The following is a 17,151-nucleotide window of genomic DNA, read 5'->3' as shown; positions in this document are numbered from 1 at the left end:
GTTAGGCCACGGCAGAATAAGCACCTATCGCTTCCGGGCAATGATCCACACGGGATGATATGTCAGTGAGACTCCGCGATCCGTGCCGAACTCCTTAGCGTATTCGTTTTCGAACCGAGCCAGCGTGGACTTGGTCCATGTCCCTTGCGCCCTGCCGTTTACACCTGTTCTTCGCAAATACCTAAGTACCTCGCGGGGCGTATCGAAATAGGTTTGCCTCAGGCTTTCACCAACGGCCAATATCTGCATCGGGCCGTCGACAGCCGCGGCAAGAGCAGCCGGAGTAGTAAGTCCCGGTGCACGGGCAGTTGATCCAATCTGACTAAGCTCTTGATATTGCTGAGGGCCAAAACCCGAAACCGCCAACCACCCGCCGGGCTCCAGCGCGTCCATCGCTTTGTGAAGCAATTGCAACGGGCTTTCCATCCATTGGATCATCGAAGCCGAGGCGATCAGATCAATCCGGGAAGGCCAGTGAACTTCACGTGCATCACCGGCAATGAACTTGGCCTGTTCCGCATCAGCCGTTGCCTGAGCCTGCGGCGCGATGTCGTTCAATATGAGGTTTGGCAGGTGAAATTTTTGTCGCATCAGACGGGTCAGATGCCCTGTGCCACATCCCAGCTCGAAGACAGTTTCAAAGCGGTCCGGGGCTCCGGCACGACGCAGTTCGGACACCAGCTTGCCTGCGACCCAGGCTTGCTGATTTGCCGTGTCGTGGTAGGTTTGAAAGCTTCGGCTAAAGCTCCGCTGCACCCTTTCTGCCAGTTGCGCTGTCATGATACCCAACTCGCCCAACTTTGCCCCCGTAGGAATGGTACGTGCGGCCCCGCCACATGCTCGACTCGGGCCGAGGTTGAGGCCCATGCCGTTTCTTGGGCCGATGTCGGAATGATCCGGTCGTTTGTGGGTATCCACACCCTGTCAAAACCCGGATCAGGGGCAGACCCACGTTGGATCACGGCAAATAGCTCCTGTTGCGACGCTGCGATGTCCAGTTCCGGGGGCTCGCCTGGCAACCCCGCACGGCGGCAGAACTTGGCGAAGCTGCGCTCGGAAAGCTGAGCCGCTGTTGCCTTGGTCATGTCAGGCGCAATGCCACGCTCCGGGCACGCCGGGTGCAAAGTGCCGCTGATGGCGATCAAACGGTCGGGACGAAACCCCGAGCACGCCAGCCAATGCGCAGCCGACGCGACACCAAAGGAAAAGGCCAGCATGTCTATGTGATCGAAACGGGAGAGATCGGGCAGGGGATCATCGAGGCTGGTGTAACCTTCCACCAACAGGATATTCCCGCCCCCCGCAAGACCCCGGAACGGAGCATCGCCCAATGCCCATCCACCGAACACAAGGGTCAGAGTACTGTCACCTGATCGCGCCAGCCAACGGCTTTTCATTTCTGCCCCCCAGCCAGAGCCAGCATCGCGGACGTTACCCTGCTCAGTTCGTCAGGTGAAATGACATAGGGGGGCATGCAATAAATATTGCGAGCGAACGGGCGCAGCCAAACACCGGTTTCCGCGGCCAATCCATGTGCGATGGAGGGGTCGACTCGCTCTTCCATCTCGATAACGCCGATTGCGCCAAGCACGCGCACATCTGCAACACCGGGCAGATTGCGCGCGGGGGCGAGTTCGACCTTCATCTGCTGCGAGAGTGATGCAACTTCCTGCTTCCAGTTTCGCTGTTGCAACTGGTCAAGGCTCGCCACCCCTGCCGAACAAGCCAAAGGGTTGGCCATGTAGGTGGGACCGTGCATCAAAACTCCGGCCTCACTTTCCCCGATCCCACGCGCGACAGCCTCGGTCGCGATAGTGGTGGCCAAGGTGATATGCCCACCGGTCAGCGCCTTACCAAGACACAGGATATCCGGAACCACCCCCGCGTGATCCATTGCAAACATTTCGCCGCTGCGTCCGAATCCAGTCGCGATTTCATCAAAGATCAGCAAAACGTCATGCGCATCACACAAAGCACGCGCCCCGCGCAACCATGCGGGATGATAGAAATACATTCCACCCGCGCCCTGCACCACCGGTTCAAGGATCAGTGCGGCAATCCTGTTGCCTTTGTCGTTCAGCAACGCCTCTAGCGCCTCCAACCCGTTCTCGGATGGATTGTTGAGCCACACATCGCCGAACTGGATGTGAGGGCGTGGCAGAAAGTGCTGGATCGACAACGCACCGCGAAACAGACCATGCATCCCGTTGACGGGATCACAAACGCTCATCGCTTTCCATGTGTCGCCATGATAGCCACCCCGGATCGTGGCAAATTCAGACCGTTCGCCCCGGCCTTTGGCAATCTGGTACTGGACTGCCATCTTCAACGCGACTTCAATCGCGACCGAGCCGCTGTCGCTGTAGAAAATGCGATCCAGGCCATCTGGCAGAAGGTCGACCAACCTGCGCCCGAGTTCCACGGCGGGTTCGTGGGTCAGACCGCCAAACATCACATGCGGCAGTGTATTCAGCTGCTTTTGCATCGCATCGATGATGGCCGGGTGCCTGTGGCCATGCACCGTACACCACCAGGACGACATTGCGTCGATCATTCTGACGCCATCAGCACGCGTCAGCCAGACACCTTCTGCCCCGGTAATCAGGTGCATCGGGCCGGGTTCAAGCACATGTGTATAAGGGTGCCACAGGTGGCACGCATCAAATTCCAACGGGGTCACAAGAACCTCCGAATGGTCGCCACATCGATTGCCGAAAATGCGCTGTTCAGGCGCTGCGGTGTCAGGTCGCTCAGAAATGGCAGGCGTCCCAGATGATGCACTTTACACATCTCGACGATGGTTTGCTCTACGTCCGGCACGGGGTCACCCACGAATACGACGCCGACAACCTCGCAGCCAGCAGCCCGAAGCGCCATTAGGGACAATGTGGTGTGGTTGATCGTTCCCAAGGCGGTGCGCGCAACAAGAACAACCGGAGCCTGCCATCCGGCAATCACGTCCAGAAAGAAGGACTGGCGGTTCAGCGGCACCATGAGGCCCCCTGCCCCTTCGACAACCAGAGGCCCGTCCACTTTCGGAATTTCAAGACGCGAGAGGTCAATCTCAACGCCCATGTCTTCGGCAGACAGATGCGGTGAGGCGGGCATGTTCAGCCGGTACGCTTCGGGCAGGACCTCGGCACCGCTCAGCGCGCTGACGGTTTCAGTGTCTGTAACATCCTCAAGACCAGACTGAACAGGTTTCCAGTACCGGGCCTGCAACGCTGCCGCCAGACCAGCCGAAAATACGGTTTTTCCAACACCTGTGTCGGTTCCGGTAACGATCAGCGCGCTCATGCGGCCTCCGACTGACAGATTGAGATAGTGGTGAACAAGGCCGTGATATCCTGAAGGGTGACATTTCCGGTAATCGAGACGCGCAAACGGGATGTGCCTTTTGGGACAGTGGGCGGGCGGATGCCCCGAACGTCAAAACCCTGCTGCTGCAAAGTGGCCGCCATCGCCATTGTGCGCTCGTCATCTCCCAGTACAACCGGGATGATCTGGCTGTTCAACGCGGCTGCGGGCAACCCCAGTTCCCGTGCGGTGTCATGGGCATGGCGCATACGTTCATGCGCGCCTTCAACCAGACTGACATCCTCGGCCAGTTCCCGTAGCGCAGCACGAACCAGAGCAGCGTTCAAAGGCGACGGAGCGGTCGCAAAGATGAAGGGACGAGCACGGTTGATCAGGGTATCTATCATCACGCGCGGACCGCAGATCAGCCCGCCTGAAACACCAAGCCCTTTACCACAGGTATGCAATGTCAGCAGATCAGCGTTCAGGTCATGCGCAAGACCCCGGCCTCGCTCTCCGAAAACGCCGGTGGCGTGGGCCTCATCAACAACCAAAACTGCATCAGCTTCGCGCGCAAGTACGGACAGGTCTTCCAGCGGCGGCAGGTCACCTTCCATGGAATACACGCTTTCGACCGCAATCCAGACCTGACCCGAACCGCCTGTAGATTGCCAGTCGCGCAATACGTTACGTGCATCCGCAACATCATTGTGGCGGAAGGCACGCAGGCCTGCACGGCTGGACCGCATACCTTCATGGGCGCTCGCGTGAACCAGTGCGTCATAAAGGACCAAATCCTCAGCCGCAGGCAACGTGGAGAAGATCGCCTGATTGGCCTGAAACCCGCCTCCCATGAACAGTGCGGCCTCGGCTCCAAAGAATGCGGCCGCTTCCCGCTCCAGCGCTTCATGTTCAGGGTGGTTGCCCCGCAACAGACGCGAACCTCCCGAACCTACAGGCACACCCCGCGACAACGCATCATGCGCCGCACGTTGTAACACTTGAGATCCGGCAAGACCCAAATAGTCATTCGACGCGAAATCCAGCCCTTGTGTCGGGATCAAGGCCCGGCGGCGGTGCCGGGCTTGAAGCGCATCAAGCATCGATTCCAGTCGGTTAACTGCTTTCATTCGGCAGCTTCCGTGCAGTTTCGCGTTTCGGCTTTTTCGGCCTGAAGACCAAGTTTCGCAAACAGGACCGCGTCGTTGTCTTCTTCGGGGTTTTCTGCTGTCAGAAGCGTTTCGCCAACAAAGATCGAGTTGGCACCGGCGAAAAAGCACATCGCCTGCATCTCGTCACTCATGTCGCTGCGCCCGGCCGAAAGCCGCACATAGGACTTGGGCATCAAAATGCGGGCCGTTGCTATGATCCGCACAAAGTCGATCGGGTCAATCGGCTCGGCGTCGGCAAGTGGGGTATCGGCCTGCGGCATCAACATATTGATCGGCACCGAGTCCGGTGGAGGCGTCATGTTGGCCAATGTCAGCAACATGTCGATACGGTCACCAGTATGTTCACCCATCCCCAGAATGCCGCCTGAGCAAACCTTGATCCCTGCTTCCTGCACCCGGTTCATCGTATCGATCCGATCCGCAAAGGTACGGGTGGTGATGACTTCGGAGTAATAGCGTTCCGATGTGTCGATGTTGTGATTGTAATAGTCCAAACCGGCATCGCGCAGCTGCACCACCTGAGTGTCGTCGAGCATACCCAACGTCATGCAGGTTTCCATGCCCAGTTCCTTGACGCCCTCGACCATCGCGACCAGCGCATCCATGTCACGCGCCTTTGGCTCGCGCCACGCCGCGCCCATGCAAAACCGGGTCGCGCCGCCATCGCGGGCTTTCTTGGCCTCGGTCAGAACGCGCTGAACCTCGATCAGCTTCGATGCTGGTAAGGTTGATCCATTGCGGGCTGATTGCGAGCAATAGGCACAATCTTCGGCGCAGCCACCTGTCTTGATCGACAATAGCTTCGAAGTCTGGATCTGGTTTGGATCAAAGTTTTCCCGATGCACGGTCTGCGCACGGAACAAAAGGTCCATTAGCGGAAGATCATGAATAGCTTGCGCAGTTTTACGGGTCCAGCCGGAGTGTGGGATGATCATTTTATCTATAAAACTTTCTGCAGCTTGCGTTGCTGTGGATTTATTATCGATAAAATCTGAATGCGCAACTGTGTTGGCGCAAACGATCATAAATCAAGCGGAAATGCCGCGCCTTCAGAAATCGAGCCCCAGATCGACGGTGCGGGCAGAATGCGTCAAGGCACCGGACGAGATGTAATCAACCCCTGTCGCCGCAATCGATGCGACCCGTTCCAATGTCACATTGCCGCTGGCTTCGGTCTTCAACCGCCCGCCCACCATGGCAACCGCTTCGCGCAGCATGTCATTGTCCATGTTGTCCAACAAAACAACCGAAGCGCCGCCCACGTCCAGCACTTCGGTAAGCTGGTCCAGTCGATCAACTTCAATTTCGACCGCCATCATGTGACTGGCCTGTGCCTTGGCGGCTTCAAGAACCTGACGGATGCCACCGGCCGCAGCAATGTGGTTGTCCTTGATCAGAATTGCATCTGATAAGGAATAGCGGTGGTTGAAACCGCCACCGTGCAGCACGGCTTGTTTTTCCACGATGCGCAGACCTGGTGTGGTTTTACGCGTGCAGGTCATGCGGGCAGTGGTGCCCTTGGTCTGCTCCACAAATGCGGCAGTCTTTGTGGCAATACCCGTCAGGCGTCCGGCAAAGTTCAGAGCGACACGTTCGCCCGACAGGATCGATGCGGCAGAGCCTTTAATGGTCATCAGCGTATCACCGCGTGCACAACGCGAACCATCCTTGATCCTCACGTCAACCTCAAGCGACGGATCCATAAGCCGGAACGCGATTGCAGCAACTTGCATCCCCGACACGACAGCGTTCTCGCGCGCGTTCAGGCTGGCTGTGTAGGTTGTTTCCTGTGGGATCACAGCGCGGGTTGTCACATCACCGTAGCTTCCCAGATCCTCCATCAGCGCAGCGCGGACCATGGGTTCCAGGATCAGATCTGGCAGGATCGCATTTGTCATGACAGTTCCTCGCAGGCTTTGGCCCGAATGCTCATTGCTTCGGACAAATACATCCGGGACCGCTCTCCGAGCCCAACATTGGCTTTTGGAAAGTCAGACCGCTTGTGTGCACCGCGGCTTTCTTCGCGTTTCAAGGCTCCGGCAGCGATCAGGGTCGCGGTTGCACACATGTTGCGAAATGACGGGCTGGTATCATGCTGCCCCTCCAACCGCGCAATAGTTTGCAGAGCACGGTTTAGGCCCGCCCGGTCCCGGACAACGCCAACGTCACGCGTCATGGTTTCGCGCAACTCCTGGATAGCCTTGGTCGTGTCAGGGGACACTACCTGAACAAAATGCAATGCAACTGGGTCGGCAATTGACACCACCGGAACGGATGTCCCGATGCTTTCGGCGCAGATGCGCGCAAAAACAAGCGCCTCAAGCAGCCCGTTCGAGGCCAGCCGGTTAGCACCGTGAAGGCCGGTCGAAGATGCCTCGCCGCAGACCCAAAGCCCGTCAAGTGTCGCGCGACCGTCAAAGTCGGTAGCAATACCACCCATGTGATAATGCGCTGCCGGTGCGACCGGAATCGGTTCGTTGACCGGGTCGATACCATTGCGCGCGCAGTATTCGGCAACTGCCGGGAACAGGTCCGTTATCTTCGAGCCTAATGCGGTGCGGGTGTCCAGCATGGGTCGGTTGCCTGCCTGCACTTCGGCAAAAATCGCACGCGCAACGACGTCTCGCGGGGCAAGTTCTGCGTCCGGGTGAACGGATAACATGAACCGCTCACCCTTATTGTTGATCAGGGTTGCCCCTTCTCCGCGCAACGCCTCGGTTGCCAGCGGAGCCGGATCTTCACCAACATCCATTGCCGTCGGATGAAACTGAACGAATTCGGCGTCAGCAATAAGCGCACCAGCACGCGCGGCCATCCCGATGACTTGCCCCCGAATGCGTGCCGGATTGGTCGTCAAGGCATACAGCCCGCCAGAGCCACCCCCGGCAAGCAATACGGCAGGCCCACATAGCGTTACGGGCTCGGACTCTGTTTCGGATGCGTCCTGAACCGTGACGCCAGTCACCCGACCGTTTGATACGTCCAGCGCCGTGGCAAGAACACCTTCCAACACTTGAACCGAAGGCGTTTCATGCACCCGTTCGATCAGGGCAGCCATTATTTCACTACCTGCCTGATCCCCCTTCACCCGTACGACACGGGCGAAGCTATGCGCCGCTTCGCGTGACAACACGTAACTGCCATCCTTGGTGCGATCGAATGGTGTGCCCAATATCGTCAGGTCAAGGATATATTGCCGAGCCTCGCGCGTGACCAGATCGGCAACGGCCGGAACGACTATTCCCGCGCCAGCCTTGACGGTGTCCAGGCTGTGGCTTTCCGGGCTATCCGACAAATCCATTGCCGCGGCCACACCGCCTTGCGCCCATGAGGAACTTGCACCTTCGCCCAAAACATCGGGTGAGATTACAACCACTGGCCGCGGCGCGAGCTTCAATGCTGCATAAAGCGCGCCGATGCCAGCCCCCACAATAATGACGCGATCCGTGGTGACTTTGGTCATTTCAGATCAAATGCCGAGCTTGCGGGACAGATCAATCATCGCCTGAACGGATTTTCGCGCCTTTTCAGCCACATCTTCGGCGACCTCGACCTGCCCTTCCATCGTGTGCAGGGCGAAGAGGATCTTTTCAAGCGTGATTTTCTTCATATACGGGCACATGTTGCATGGCCCTACAAATTCGACCTCGGGCAATTCATCGGCAATGTTGGATGCCATCGAACACTCGGTGATCAGCATCGCCTTTTTCGGCTTTTCATCATGCACGTATTTGATGATGCCGCTGGTCGAGCCGGAATAGTCTGCCTCGGCCACCACATCCGGCGGGCATTCAGGATGCGCGATCAGCCGTGTTCCCGGGTTCCATTCGCGGAAGTCGCGCAGGTCCTGTGCCGTATATTGTTCGTGCACAATGCAAGAGCCGGGCCAATACACCACGTTCTTGTGGCTTTGATTGGCAACATTTTGCGCCAGGTACTGATCCGGCGTCATGATGACCGTATCACTTTCCATGGCGTTGACGATCTGAAGCGCGTTCGAAGAGGTGCAGCAGATATCCGAAGCTGCTTTGACCTCGGCAGTGGTGTTTACATAGGACACAACCGGCGCGCCGGGGTATTTGGCGCGCATTTCATCGATTCCCTCAGCGGTGATCGATTCTGCCAATGAACAACCGGCTTCCATGTCGGGCATCAGCACAGTCTTCTGAGGGCTGAGGATTTTCGATGTCTCGGCCATGAAATGAACACCGGCCTGAACGATCACATCTTCTTCGACTTCACTGGCCTTGATCGCAAGCTGCAAACTGTCCCCAACGAAATCGGACACACCGTGAAAAATCTCGGGCGTCATGTAATTGTGCCCAAGGATCACGGCATTACGCTCTTTCTTGAGCGTATTGATGGCTCGCACGTAAGGCGCGTAGATTGCCCAATCTGGTGGGCTGACCACGCGATCCATGCGGGCAAACGTTTCTTTCATCTCATTGGCCAGAGTGGCCGATGGGGCAAGGTCATAAACGTCCGAAATCACCGAGCGGACATGTGCAATATCGAGCAACGGGTAGCCACCTTTGTCAGTTGCCTTCAACCCCACGGGGTTGTTGAACGGCTTAGCCCTAGCCGAAACAGCACCGGTTCGAAACCGGAAAATGTGACGTTAGCGCTAAGGCAAACCGACAAAACAAAGGTTGGCGTGGTAATCAGCCCAAAATGCCCGGCAATCGCAGCCCATGTTCACGAGCGCAGGCTTTCGCGTCCTCGTACCCGGCGTCCGCGTGACGCCAAACCCCCGACGCGGGGTCATTCCAGAGCACCCTCTCCAATCGCTTGGCGGCGGCATCGGTTCCGTCTGCGCAGATGACGACGCCTGCATGCTGACTGAACCCCATGCCAACTCCGCCGCCGTGATGCAGCGAAACCCACGTTGCACCCGATGCCGTATTGACAAGCGCGTTCAGCAGCGGCCAGTCCGAAACAGCGTCCGAACCGTCCTTCATCGCCTCGGTCTCGCGGTTAGGTGAGGCGACAGAACCACTGTCAAGATGGTCTCGGCCGATGACGACCGGAGCTTTCAATTCGCCGTTTCTAACCATCTCGTTGAACGCCAGCCCGGCCTTGTGGCGATCTCCTAGCCCAATCCAACAGATCCGCGCCGGCAGGCCCTGAAACGCAATACGCTCCTGCGCCATGTCCAACCAGTTGTGCAGATGGGTATTGTCGGGGAACAGTTCCTTCATCTTGGCGTCTGTCTTGTAGATATCTTCAGGGTCACCGGACAACGCGCACCAGCGGAAGGGTCCGATACCCCGACAAAACAGCGGGCGAATATAGGCGGGTACGAAGCCGGGGAAGGCAAAAGCGTTCTCCAACCCCTCATCCTGAGCCACCTGTCGGATGTTGTTGCCGTAATCCAACGTCGGCACGCCCGCGTTCCAGAAGTCCACCATTGCAGCGACGTGTTGCTTCATCGAAGCACGTGCAGCCTTTTCGACCGCCTTCGGGTCACTTTCGCGCTTGTCTTTCCATTGCGCCATGGTCCAACCAAGCGGCAGGTAGCCGTTTACCGGATCGTGGGCACTGGTCTGATCCGTGACAATATCCGGGCGCATCCCGCCAGCTTGCATCCGGGCGTAGATTTCCGGGAAGATTTCAGCGGCATTTCCCAACAAACCAACGGATTTCGCTTCGCCCGCCCTGGTCCAGCGATCAATCATTGCCAGCGCTTCGTCCAGCGTCTCGGCTTTTTCGTCCAGGTATTTTGTACGCAAGCGAAAGTCGATGCTGTCCGGGTTGCATTCCACGGCCAGACAACAAGCCCCTGCAAAGACAGCGGCCAGAGGCTGCGCGCCGCCCATTCCACCCAGTCCCCCGGTCAGGATCCACTTACCTGTCAGGTCGCCGCCATAGTGCTGACGCCCGGCCTCGGCAAAAGTTTCATAAGTGCCCTGCACGATGCCCTGTGTACCAATATAGATCCACGAGCCAGCGGTCATCTGGCCGTACATCATCAGACCTTTCTTATCGAGTTCGTTGAAGTGGTCCCAATTGGCCCAGTGCGGCACAAGGTTCGAGTTTGCAATCAATACGCGGGGTGCATCGCTATGGGTGCGAACAATGGCAACCGGCTTGCCGGACTGGACGACCAGAGTTTCATCCTCTTCCAGATCTTTCAGGCTGGCAACGATGGTGTCAAAATCCTTCCACGTCCGTGCCGCGCGGCCAATCCCGCCATAGACCACCAGCTCATGCGGGTTTTCGGCCACGTCAGGATGCAGGTTATTCATCATCATCCGCAACGGCGCTTCGGTCATCCAGCTTTTGGCGTTCAGTTCAGGTCCGGTGGGTGGAAAGATGTCACGGGTGTTTTTGCGAGGATCGGTCATCGGGCAAGCTCCAATGCTGTGTCATTGAGGACGTCTAGAATGTCTTTCAACCAACGCCGGAGACGGGTGGCTTTGGCGGTGTCAAAAGTCCAGGGTGGCGTTTCTGATGTCAGGTAGGTCGACTGCGCCAGCTCCATCTGGATCGCTTGAATACCGTTATCCGGGCGTCCGTAGTGCCGTGTCGTCCACCCGCCTTTGAAGCGCCCGTTCAAAACGGTGCTGAAAGGGGATGAAGAGGCGAATTCATGTGCAATTGTTTCGATTTCCGGTGCACAGGTCATCCCGTTATTTGTTCCAATGTTCATGTCGGGCAAAACGCCGTCGAACAGAAAAGGAATGTGACTGCGGATTGAGTGGCAATCATACAGCACAGCGATTCCGTGGATCGCCTTCACCCTCTCCAGTTCGGCCAGCAAAGCGGCATGATATGGCGCATGAAATGCGTCACGTCGTTCAATGGTATCTTTTTCAGTTGGAAGGATGTCCCAGATATCCTGCCCGTCGAAATCCGTAAGCGGCACCAAGGTCGTCGTGTTTTGGCCAGGGTAAAGAGAAGTACCGCCTGGGTCACGATTGGCATCGATCACATAGCGATGAAAGGTGGCCCGCACCGTGGTAGCACCGGGCAAAAGCCCGTCGTAGAGCATGTGGATGTGCCAATCCGTATCTGTCAGCGCCCGACCCCGAGCATTCAGTTTGGCATCAATCGCCGCAGGCACATAAGTGCCCGTGTGAGGCAGGCCCAAAACAATTGGACTACCACCCCGAACTACCTCGACCGGATCAGTCATGCGCCAAGCTCCGGCATGGCGACACCGGTGCTTTCGGCAATCTCACCGCTTGCAATAAGGGCCGAGGCTGCTTCTATGTCATTTGCCATGTATCTGTCATCTTCTAACGCCGGTACAACCGAACGCAGGCGCGCCATGACACCTTGAAGGCTTTCACTGGTTGGCAGCGGCGCGCGATATTCAACCCCTTGCGTTGCACACAGCAACTCGACCCCAAGGATACGCTCCAGATTGGTCACCATTTGCCCCAGCCGCCGCGCACCATGGGCGGCCATTGACACGTGATCCTCCTGATTGGCCGAAGTTGGTGTTGAATCTGTGACGCAAGGATTGGCCAGATGCTTGTTTTCGCTCATCAGCGCGGCTGTCGTGACTTCGGCAATCATCAGGCCAGAATTCAATCCGGGGTTGGGTGTCAAAAAGGGAGGCAAATCAAAGCTGAGTACCGGATCGACGATCAGCGCGATACGCCGCTGCGCAATCGCCCCGATCTCGGCCACTGCCAGAGCAATCATGTCGGCGGCAAATCCGACCGGTTCTGCATGAAAGTTTCCGCCTGATACGATCAACCCGGCCTCGGCCAGAACCAGAGGGTTATCGGTGGCGGCGTTGGCCTCGGTTTCCAGGGTTACTGAAGCCTGACGCAGCACATCCATCGCGGCGCCAACAACCTGCGGTTGGCAGCGGATGCAGTACGGGTCCTGAACCCGCGTATCACCGTCCCGGTGGCTCTCGCGAATGACCGACCCAGCCAGTAGCGCGCGCATGGTTGCGCCCGCTTCGATCTGGCCTCGGTGACCACGCAAGGCGTGAATTTCGGGTTGCAAAGGCGCGGTAGACCCCATGATCGCATCCGTTGTCAGGGCTGAAGTGACCAAAGCGCTTTGCGCCGCCCGCCACGCGCCGAAAAGCCCCGCCAGCGCAAACGCCGTGGAAAACTGAGTGCCGTTGATCAGTGCCAACCCTTCCTTGGGGCCAAGTTCGACCGGGGTCAAACCTGCCGCTGCCAGTGCGTCGCCGCCAGGCATGGCTGTACCGCCAAACTCAGCTTCACCCTCGCCCATCATGACGGCTGCCATGTGCGACAGTGGTGCCAGATCGCCCGAAGCACCAACAGACCCCTGTGCCGGGATCACCGGTGTCACGCCTGCGACAAGCATCGCTTCCAGCAGGTCAATCAGCTCCAACCGCACACCCGACGCGCCACGTCCGAGGCTGAGCAGTTTGAGCGCCATCATGAGCCGCGCAACAGCACGCGGGATCGCTGGTCCAACGCCACAGCAATGGGACAAGATCAGGTTGCGTTGCAGCGTCGCGGTATCCTCGGCCGCGATCTTGACGCTTGCCAGTTTTCCAAAACCCGTATTAACCCCGTAAACGGCGGCTTGGCCAGTCGCCGCCTCAATAATGCGAGCGTGCGCCGCAGCTATGGCAGGCCTGCAATCCGGGTTCAGTCGAACGGCGCATTCCTGGCGAAAAACCTGTTCCAGATGCGCCAGAGACACAGCGCCGGGAGTTAACGTCAGAGTGGTCAAAATGCGCCTCCGAATATGCGGGCGTGAAGGGGATTAAAACCGATGCGGTAGGCAAGCTCGGCCGGGTGAGTGACATTCCAGACAGCCAGATCCGCCCGCAGGCCTTGGACGATCCTGCCGCAGTCTCTCAGGCCCAGTGCACGCGCGGCATTTACGGTGACACCTTTCAATGCTTCCTCGGGTGTCATTCGAAACAAGGTGCACCCCATGTTCATCGCAAGCAAAAGCGACGTCATCGGAGCCGAGCCCGGATTGCAGTCGGTCGCAAGGGCCATTGGCACGTCGTACTTGCGCAACAGATCAATTGGCGGTTGTTGCGTCTCGCGCAGGGTGTAGAAAGCCCCGGGCAGGATCACGGCCACCGTGCCTGCCGCTTCCATGGCTTTGACACCGCTTTCGTCCAGATACTCAATGTGGTCGGCAGAAAGCGCACCATAGCTTGCAGCAAGTTTCGTACCGCCCAGGTTGGACAGTTGTTCAGCATGCAGTTTGACCGGCAGTCCTAGTTCCTTGGCAACGTCAAACAGTGGCACCAGTTGGCCGGGCAGGAAGGCAATCCCTTCGCAAAAGGCGTCCACTGCGTCTACCAATCCCTCGGTATGAGCCGCGCGGAGCGTCGGAATGCAGACTTCGTCGATATAAGCCTCGGGCCGGTCTTCATACTCGGCGGGCAATGCATGAGCGCCCAGAAAGCTGGTTACAATGCGCAACGGGCGGCTTTCCTGCAAGGCCCGCGCGGTTCGCAGCATGGTCAGCTCAGTTTCACGATCAAGCCCATAGCCCGATTTGACCTCGATCACCGAAACCCCTTCGGCGATCATCGCGTCCACGCGCGGCAGGGCCTGCGCAATCAAATCCTCTTTACTGGCCGCACGCGTGGCTTTCACGGTCGAAATAATCCCACCACCCGCGCGGGCCACCTCTTCATAGCTGGCACCGTTAAGGCGCATCTCAAACTCAGCCGCGCGGTGGCCGCCATGCACTACATGGGTATGGCAATCGATCAGAGCCGGCGTCACCAGCCGCCCGTCCAGCGAGGTTTGAGAGAACGTCGCGTATTCTTCCGGCAACTGCGTCTTCGGACCGACCCATGCAAGCTGGCCCCCACGCACGGCAATCGCAGCATCTTCGATCAATCCGTATGCATTCGCACCAACCATGGTGGCAGCGTGCAGATCTGTGAACAGTTGATCGTGGGTTTGCATTCGAATCCCTCTTCGGTGCAATTCTCTCTTTTCTGGTACAGGTCTTTATGTCATATGTCTATTCATAAAACCGGAGGTAGGGATGACGGTCATTTTCGCAAAACGGGCCTATCTGGCAGCCGGCTGGGCAGAGAATCTACGACTCGAGATCAAAAATGGTCGTATTGCCCGTCTGACACCCGACGCGGTCGCGCAACTCGGCGACACCTGCGTTGACACTCTACTGCCCGCTTTGGCCAACCTTCACAGCCATGCCTTTCAGCGTGCCATGGCGGGAATGACCGAATATCGGCAGGCTGGCCGTGACAGTTTCTGGACTTGGCGTGATCTGATGTATCGCTTCACAGCCCGCCTGAACCCCGAACACATTCAGGCCATCGCTGCGCAAGTCTATGTCGAGATGCAGGAGGCCGGGTACGCCTCGGTCGGGGAATTCCATTATCTGCACCACCAACCGAACGGGCAACCCTATGACAGGCTTTGCGAACTCAGCGACCGGATCATGGCCGCTGCTGCTGAGACCGGAATTGGCCTGACCCATCTGCCCGTGCTCTACAGCTATGCAGGAGTTGGGGAAAAACCACTGGAGGCGGGGCAGCGACGCTTTGGCAATGATGTGGACCGTTTTTGCGAACTTGTCGCGCAGGCGCGGGGTGCGCTCGGCAATCTTCCTGACGACTGTCGCGTCGGCATCGCGCCACATTCCCTACGCGCCACCTGTCCGCGCGATCTGGCGCAGGTGGTGGCATCACAAAGTTCCGGTCCAATCCATATTCACATTGCCGAACAACCCAGAGAGGTTGAGGAAGTGCAGGCTGGCCTTGGCGCGCGTCCGGTCGAATGGCTGCTGGATAATGCCCCGGTTGAGTCCAACTGGTGCCTGATCCACGCAACCCATATGACCGACGAAGAGACTTGCGCAATGGCCCGCAGCAAAGCGGTTGCCGGTCTGTGCCCGGTGACAGAAGCCAACCTGGGCGACGGGCCTTTCAACGGCCCTGTCTATCTGAATGCAGGCGGCGCTTTTGGCGTGGGATCGGACTCCAACGTGTTGATTTCCATGACCGAAGAGCTCCGCACACTCGAATACTCGCAACGACTGCGCGACCTGTCACGTAACGTGCTGGTGGTTGGCGAAGGCTCGGCAGGACAAACCCTTTATCGCGGCGCAGCTATTGGCGGTGCGCAGGCGCTAGGCCGCAACGCGGGGCAAATTACCGAAGGAATGCTGGCCGATCTCGTCGCCATCGACAGTCAGGCCCCTGCCCTTTGCGCACTACAACCTCACCAACTGCTGGATGGTCTAGTCTTTGCCGCCAAAGATAATGTCGTAACTGATCTTTGGTCCGCAGGCAGACACCAGGTTCAAAACGGACATCACGTCCTGCGGGACAAGGTCACGCGTAACTACAAAGGGGCAATAAGTGAGCTTCTGGCTGAGCTTTAGCTAGGGATCTTATTGAAACACACGCGAAGGATCTTAGCGCCTGCAGCCGGACTGACCGTAACAGCGGCGTTCAGCGTCATTGCGTCTCCGGCAACCAGCGGCGTGTTGTCTGACATGTGGGCCATTCCCGAGGCGACAAAGACAAACTCGCCCGCTGTCGCTTCAAATTCCTGATCATTTGCAAAAACGTTCACCACAACAACGACCTTTGAATCGTAGATCACATTGAATGCACGACACGGCCCGCCCAACAGCCGCGCATTCAGCGCGAGCGCCCCGTCGAACGAAACCGGCAGGAATGGCCGCGCTGGTAAAACACCACTATCACCGAGCAAATCAAGCCCGGTCCCTTCGATGATCGTGTGTACGCGCGACATCCCCGGAAATCGGGAAAATGGCCCATCCTGATCGATCCGGGCCACACTGATACGCCAGACGACATGTTTACCGACCCGCTTCGCGGCAAGTTCGGTTGTTACCCCGCCACCATTGGCCCATGGCGTAACCGCGCAATCCTGCAATCTGATAAGGTTCTGGGTCAAATTCTTTGCATCTCACCGTTAACCTAGACATAATATGAATAAGTTCGAAAATATAGTGAGCACAATGTGAACGAGCAAAAAAACGTCGGCTTCCAGGATATCCGCGATGAAGTTTTAAATCGCATCCAGACCAGAATCTGGCCGCAAGGCAGCCTGCTGCCCACTGAACTGGAACTGGCCGCCGAGTTCGGATGCGCCCGCGCGACTGTCAATCGAGCACTCCGTGAACTTGCTGATCAGGGTATTGTCACACGCAAACGCAAAGGTGGCACACGTGTGGTTACAACACCGGTCAAACAGGCCAGGCTGCCCATTGCAGTAGTCCGTCAAACCATTGAAGATATGAATGCAGAATACCGGTATGCGTTGGTCAGCCGTACGCTGATAGATTGTCCGGCATGGCTACAAGCCAAACTCGGACTGCCCGAGGGCACGCAAATTCTGCATTTGCGCTGTATGCACCATGCCGACAATCGCCCCTTCCAGTTCGAGGAGCGATGGATCAATACAGCCGCAGTACCGCACGTCATGAATGAGGACTTTCTGACCACCGGTCCAAACGAATGGTTGCTGGCCGAAGTTCCGTTTTCGAACGCGGAAATTGCCTTCACGGCTGTTCCGGCGACCGGCCCGCTTCAGGATTTTCTTTCTGTTCCGCCCGGAACACCTTTGTTCCAGTTGGAGCGGACAACGTGGTTTCGAAAAACCCCGGTCACCTTTGTACGCATGACCTATCATCAGGGGTATCAAATGCGGACAACCTACTGAGGCTTTTTCCGCTATTGGTGGTCCTGCCGAAAGCCAAATCTCGACCCGCC

16 protein-coding genes are annotated in these 17,151 nt (G+C 57.8%); 2 read left to right on the top strand and 14 right to left on the bottom strand.

Annotated elements, in window-relative coordinates; all coding sequences use genetic code 11:
- Positions 1 to 24: 24 nt before the first annotated feature.
- The 13 genes from ACR0AD_RS11220 to hutI all read right to left on the bottom strand — a co-directional run bounded on the left by ACR0AD_RS11220 (position 25) and on the right by hutI (position 14,344).
- Positions 25 to 780 carry a methyltransferase domain-containing protein gene (locus ACR0AD_RS11220; protein WP_480487374.1) on the bottom strand — a complete coding sequence of 252 codons (756 nt, stop codon included), beginning with the start codon at positions 778 to 780 and terminating at the stop codon, positions 25 to 27.
- Complete coding sequence (locus tag ACR0AD_RS11215; RefSeq protein WP_480487372.1) at positions 777 to 1,397, bottom strand: pimeloyl-ACP methyl esterase BioG family protein; 621 nt, start codon at positions 1,395 to 1,397, stop codon at positions 777 to 779. Before ACR0AD_RS11215 ends, ACR0AD_RS11220 begins: the two co-directional genes overlap by 4 nt.
- Complete coding sequence (bioA, locus tag ACR0AD_RS11210) at positions 1,394 to 2,680, bottom strand: adenosylmethionine--8-amino-7-oxononanoate transaminase (protein WP_480487370.1); 1,287 nt, start codon at positions 2,678 to 2,680, stop codon at positions 1,394 to 1,396. Before bioA ends, ACR0AD_RS11215 begins: the two co-directional genes overlap by 4 nt.
- Complete coding sequence (bioD, locus tag ACR0AD_RS11205) at positions 2,677 to 3,297, bottom strand: dethiobiotin synthase (RefSeq protein ID WP_480487368.1); 621 nt, start codon at positions 3,295 to 3,297, stop codon at positions 2,677 to 2,679. Before bioD ends, bioA begins: the two co-directional genes overlap by 4 nt.
- Positions 3,294 to 4,427 (bottom strand): 8-amino-7-oxononanoate synthase, encoded by a 1,134-nt coding sequence (locus ACR0AD_RS11200; RefSeq protein WP_480487366.1) that lies wholly within the window; start codon positions 4,425 to 4,427, stop codon positions 3,294 to 3,296. Before ACR0AD_RS11200 ends, bioD begins: the two co-directional genes overlap by 4 nt.
- Entirely contained in the window at positions 4,424 to 5,404 is a 981-nt protein-coding gene (gene bioB, locus ACR0AD_RS11195) for a biotin synthase BioB (protein ID WP_480487364.1), read from the bottom strand. Before bioB ends, ACR0AD_RS11200 begins: the two co-directional genes overlap by 4 nt.
- Before the next feature lie 114 nt (positions 5,405 to 5,518).
- The gene (gene nadC / locus ACR0AD_RS11190; protein WP_480487362.1) at positions 5,519 to 6,367 is read right to left on the bottom strand and encodes a carboxylating nicotinate-nucleotide diphosphorylase; all 849 of its coding nucleotides are present in this window, start codon (positions 6,365 to 6,367) and stop codon (positions 5,519 to 5,521) included.
- Positions 6,364 to 7,932, bottom strand: coding sequence for an L-aspartate oxidase (locus ACR0AD_RS11185; protein WP_480487360.1), 1,569 nt, complete (start codon positions 7,930 to 7,932; stop codon positions 6,364 to 6,366). Before ACR0AD_RS11185 ends, nadC begins: the two co-directional genes overlap by 4 nt.
- Before the next feature lie 6 nt (positions 7,933 to 7,938).
- Positions 7,939 to 8,988, bottom strand: coding sequence for a quinolinate synthase NadA (gene nadA / locus ACR0AD_RS11180; protein WP_480483638.1), 1,050 nt, complete (start codon positions 8,986 to 8,988; stop codon positions 7,939 to 7,941).
- 142 nt (positions 8,989 to 9,130) lie between these two features.
- Entirely contained in the window at positions 9,131 to 10,813 is a 1,683-nt protein-coding gene (gene hutU / locus ACR0AD_RS11175) for a urocanate hydratase (protein WP_480487358.1), read from the bottom strand.
- The gene (gene hutG, locus ACR0AD_RS11170; RefSeq protein ID WP_480487356.1) at positions 10,810 to 11,604 is read right to left on the bottom strand and encodes an N-formylglutamate deformylase; all 795 of its coding nucleotides are present in this window, start codon (positions 11,602 to 11,604) and stop codon (positions 10,810 to 10,812) included. Before hutG ends, hutU begins: the two co-directional genes overlap by 4 nt.
- Positions 11,601 to 13,139 (bottom strand): histidine ammonia-lyase, encoded by a 1,539-nt coding sequence (hutH, locus tag ACR0AD_RS11165; RefSeq protein WP_480487354.1) that lies wholly within the window; start codon positions 13,137 to 13,139, stop codon positions 11,601 to 11,603. The genes hutG and hutH overlap by 4 nt, the downstream gene beginning before the upstream one ends.
- Positions 13,136 to 14,344, bottom strand: coding sequence for an imidazolonepropionase (hutI, locus tag ACR0AD_RS11160; protein WP_480487352.1), 1,209 nt, complete (start codon positions 14,342 to 14,344; stop codon positions 13,136 to 13,138). The genes hutH and hutI overlap by 4 nt, the downstream gene beginning before the upstream one ends.
- A gap of 82 nt (positions 14,345 to 14,426) precedes the next feature.
- Here hutI and ACR0AD_RS11155 point away from each other — a divergent pair, with 82 nt between their 5' ends.
- Positions 14,427 to 15,791 (top strand): formimidoylglutamate deiminase, encoded by a 1,365-nt coding sequence (locus tag ACR0AD_RS11155; RefSeq protein WP_480487351.1) that lies wholly within the window; start codon positions 14,427 to 14,429, stop codon positions 15,789 to 15,791.
- Here the strand turns inward: ACR0AD_RS11155 and ACR0AD_RS11150 are convergent.
- Positions 15,788 to 16,333 carry a HutD/Ves family protein gene (locus ACR0AD_RS11150; protein ID WP_480483632.1) on the bottom strand — a complete coding sequence of 182 codons (546 nt, stop codon included), beginning with the start codon at positions 16,331 to 16,333 and terminating at the stop codon, positions 15,788 to 15,790. The two genes, ACR0AD_RS11155 and ACR0AD_RS11150, sit on opposite strands and share 4 nt — an antisense overlap.
- Positions 16,334 to 16,399: 66 nt before the next feature.
- Here ACR0AD_RS11150 and ACR0AD_RS11145 point away from each other — a divergent pair, with 66 nt between their 5' ends.
- Positions 16,400 to 17,101 carry a GntR family transcriptional regulator gene (locus ACR0AD_RS11145; protein WP_480487349.1) on the top strand — a complete coding sequence of 234 codons (702 nt, stop codon included), beginning with the start codon at positions 16,400 to 16,402 and terminating at the stop codon, positions 17,099 to 17,101.
- The last annotated feature ends 50 nt before the right edge of the window (positions 17,102 to 17,151 follow it).

The organism is Ruegeria sp. BH8, assembly GCF_056538065.1.
The sequence above is the reverse complement of the archived record's forward strand: the minus strand, read 5'-3'. Positions and strand labels throughout refer to the sequence as shown.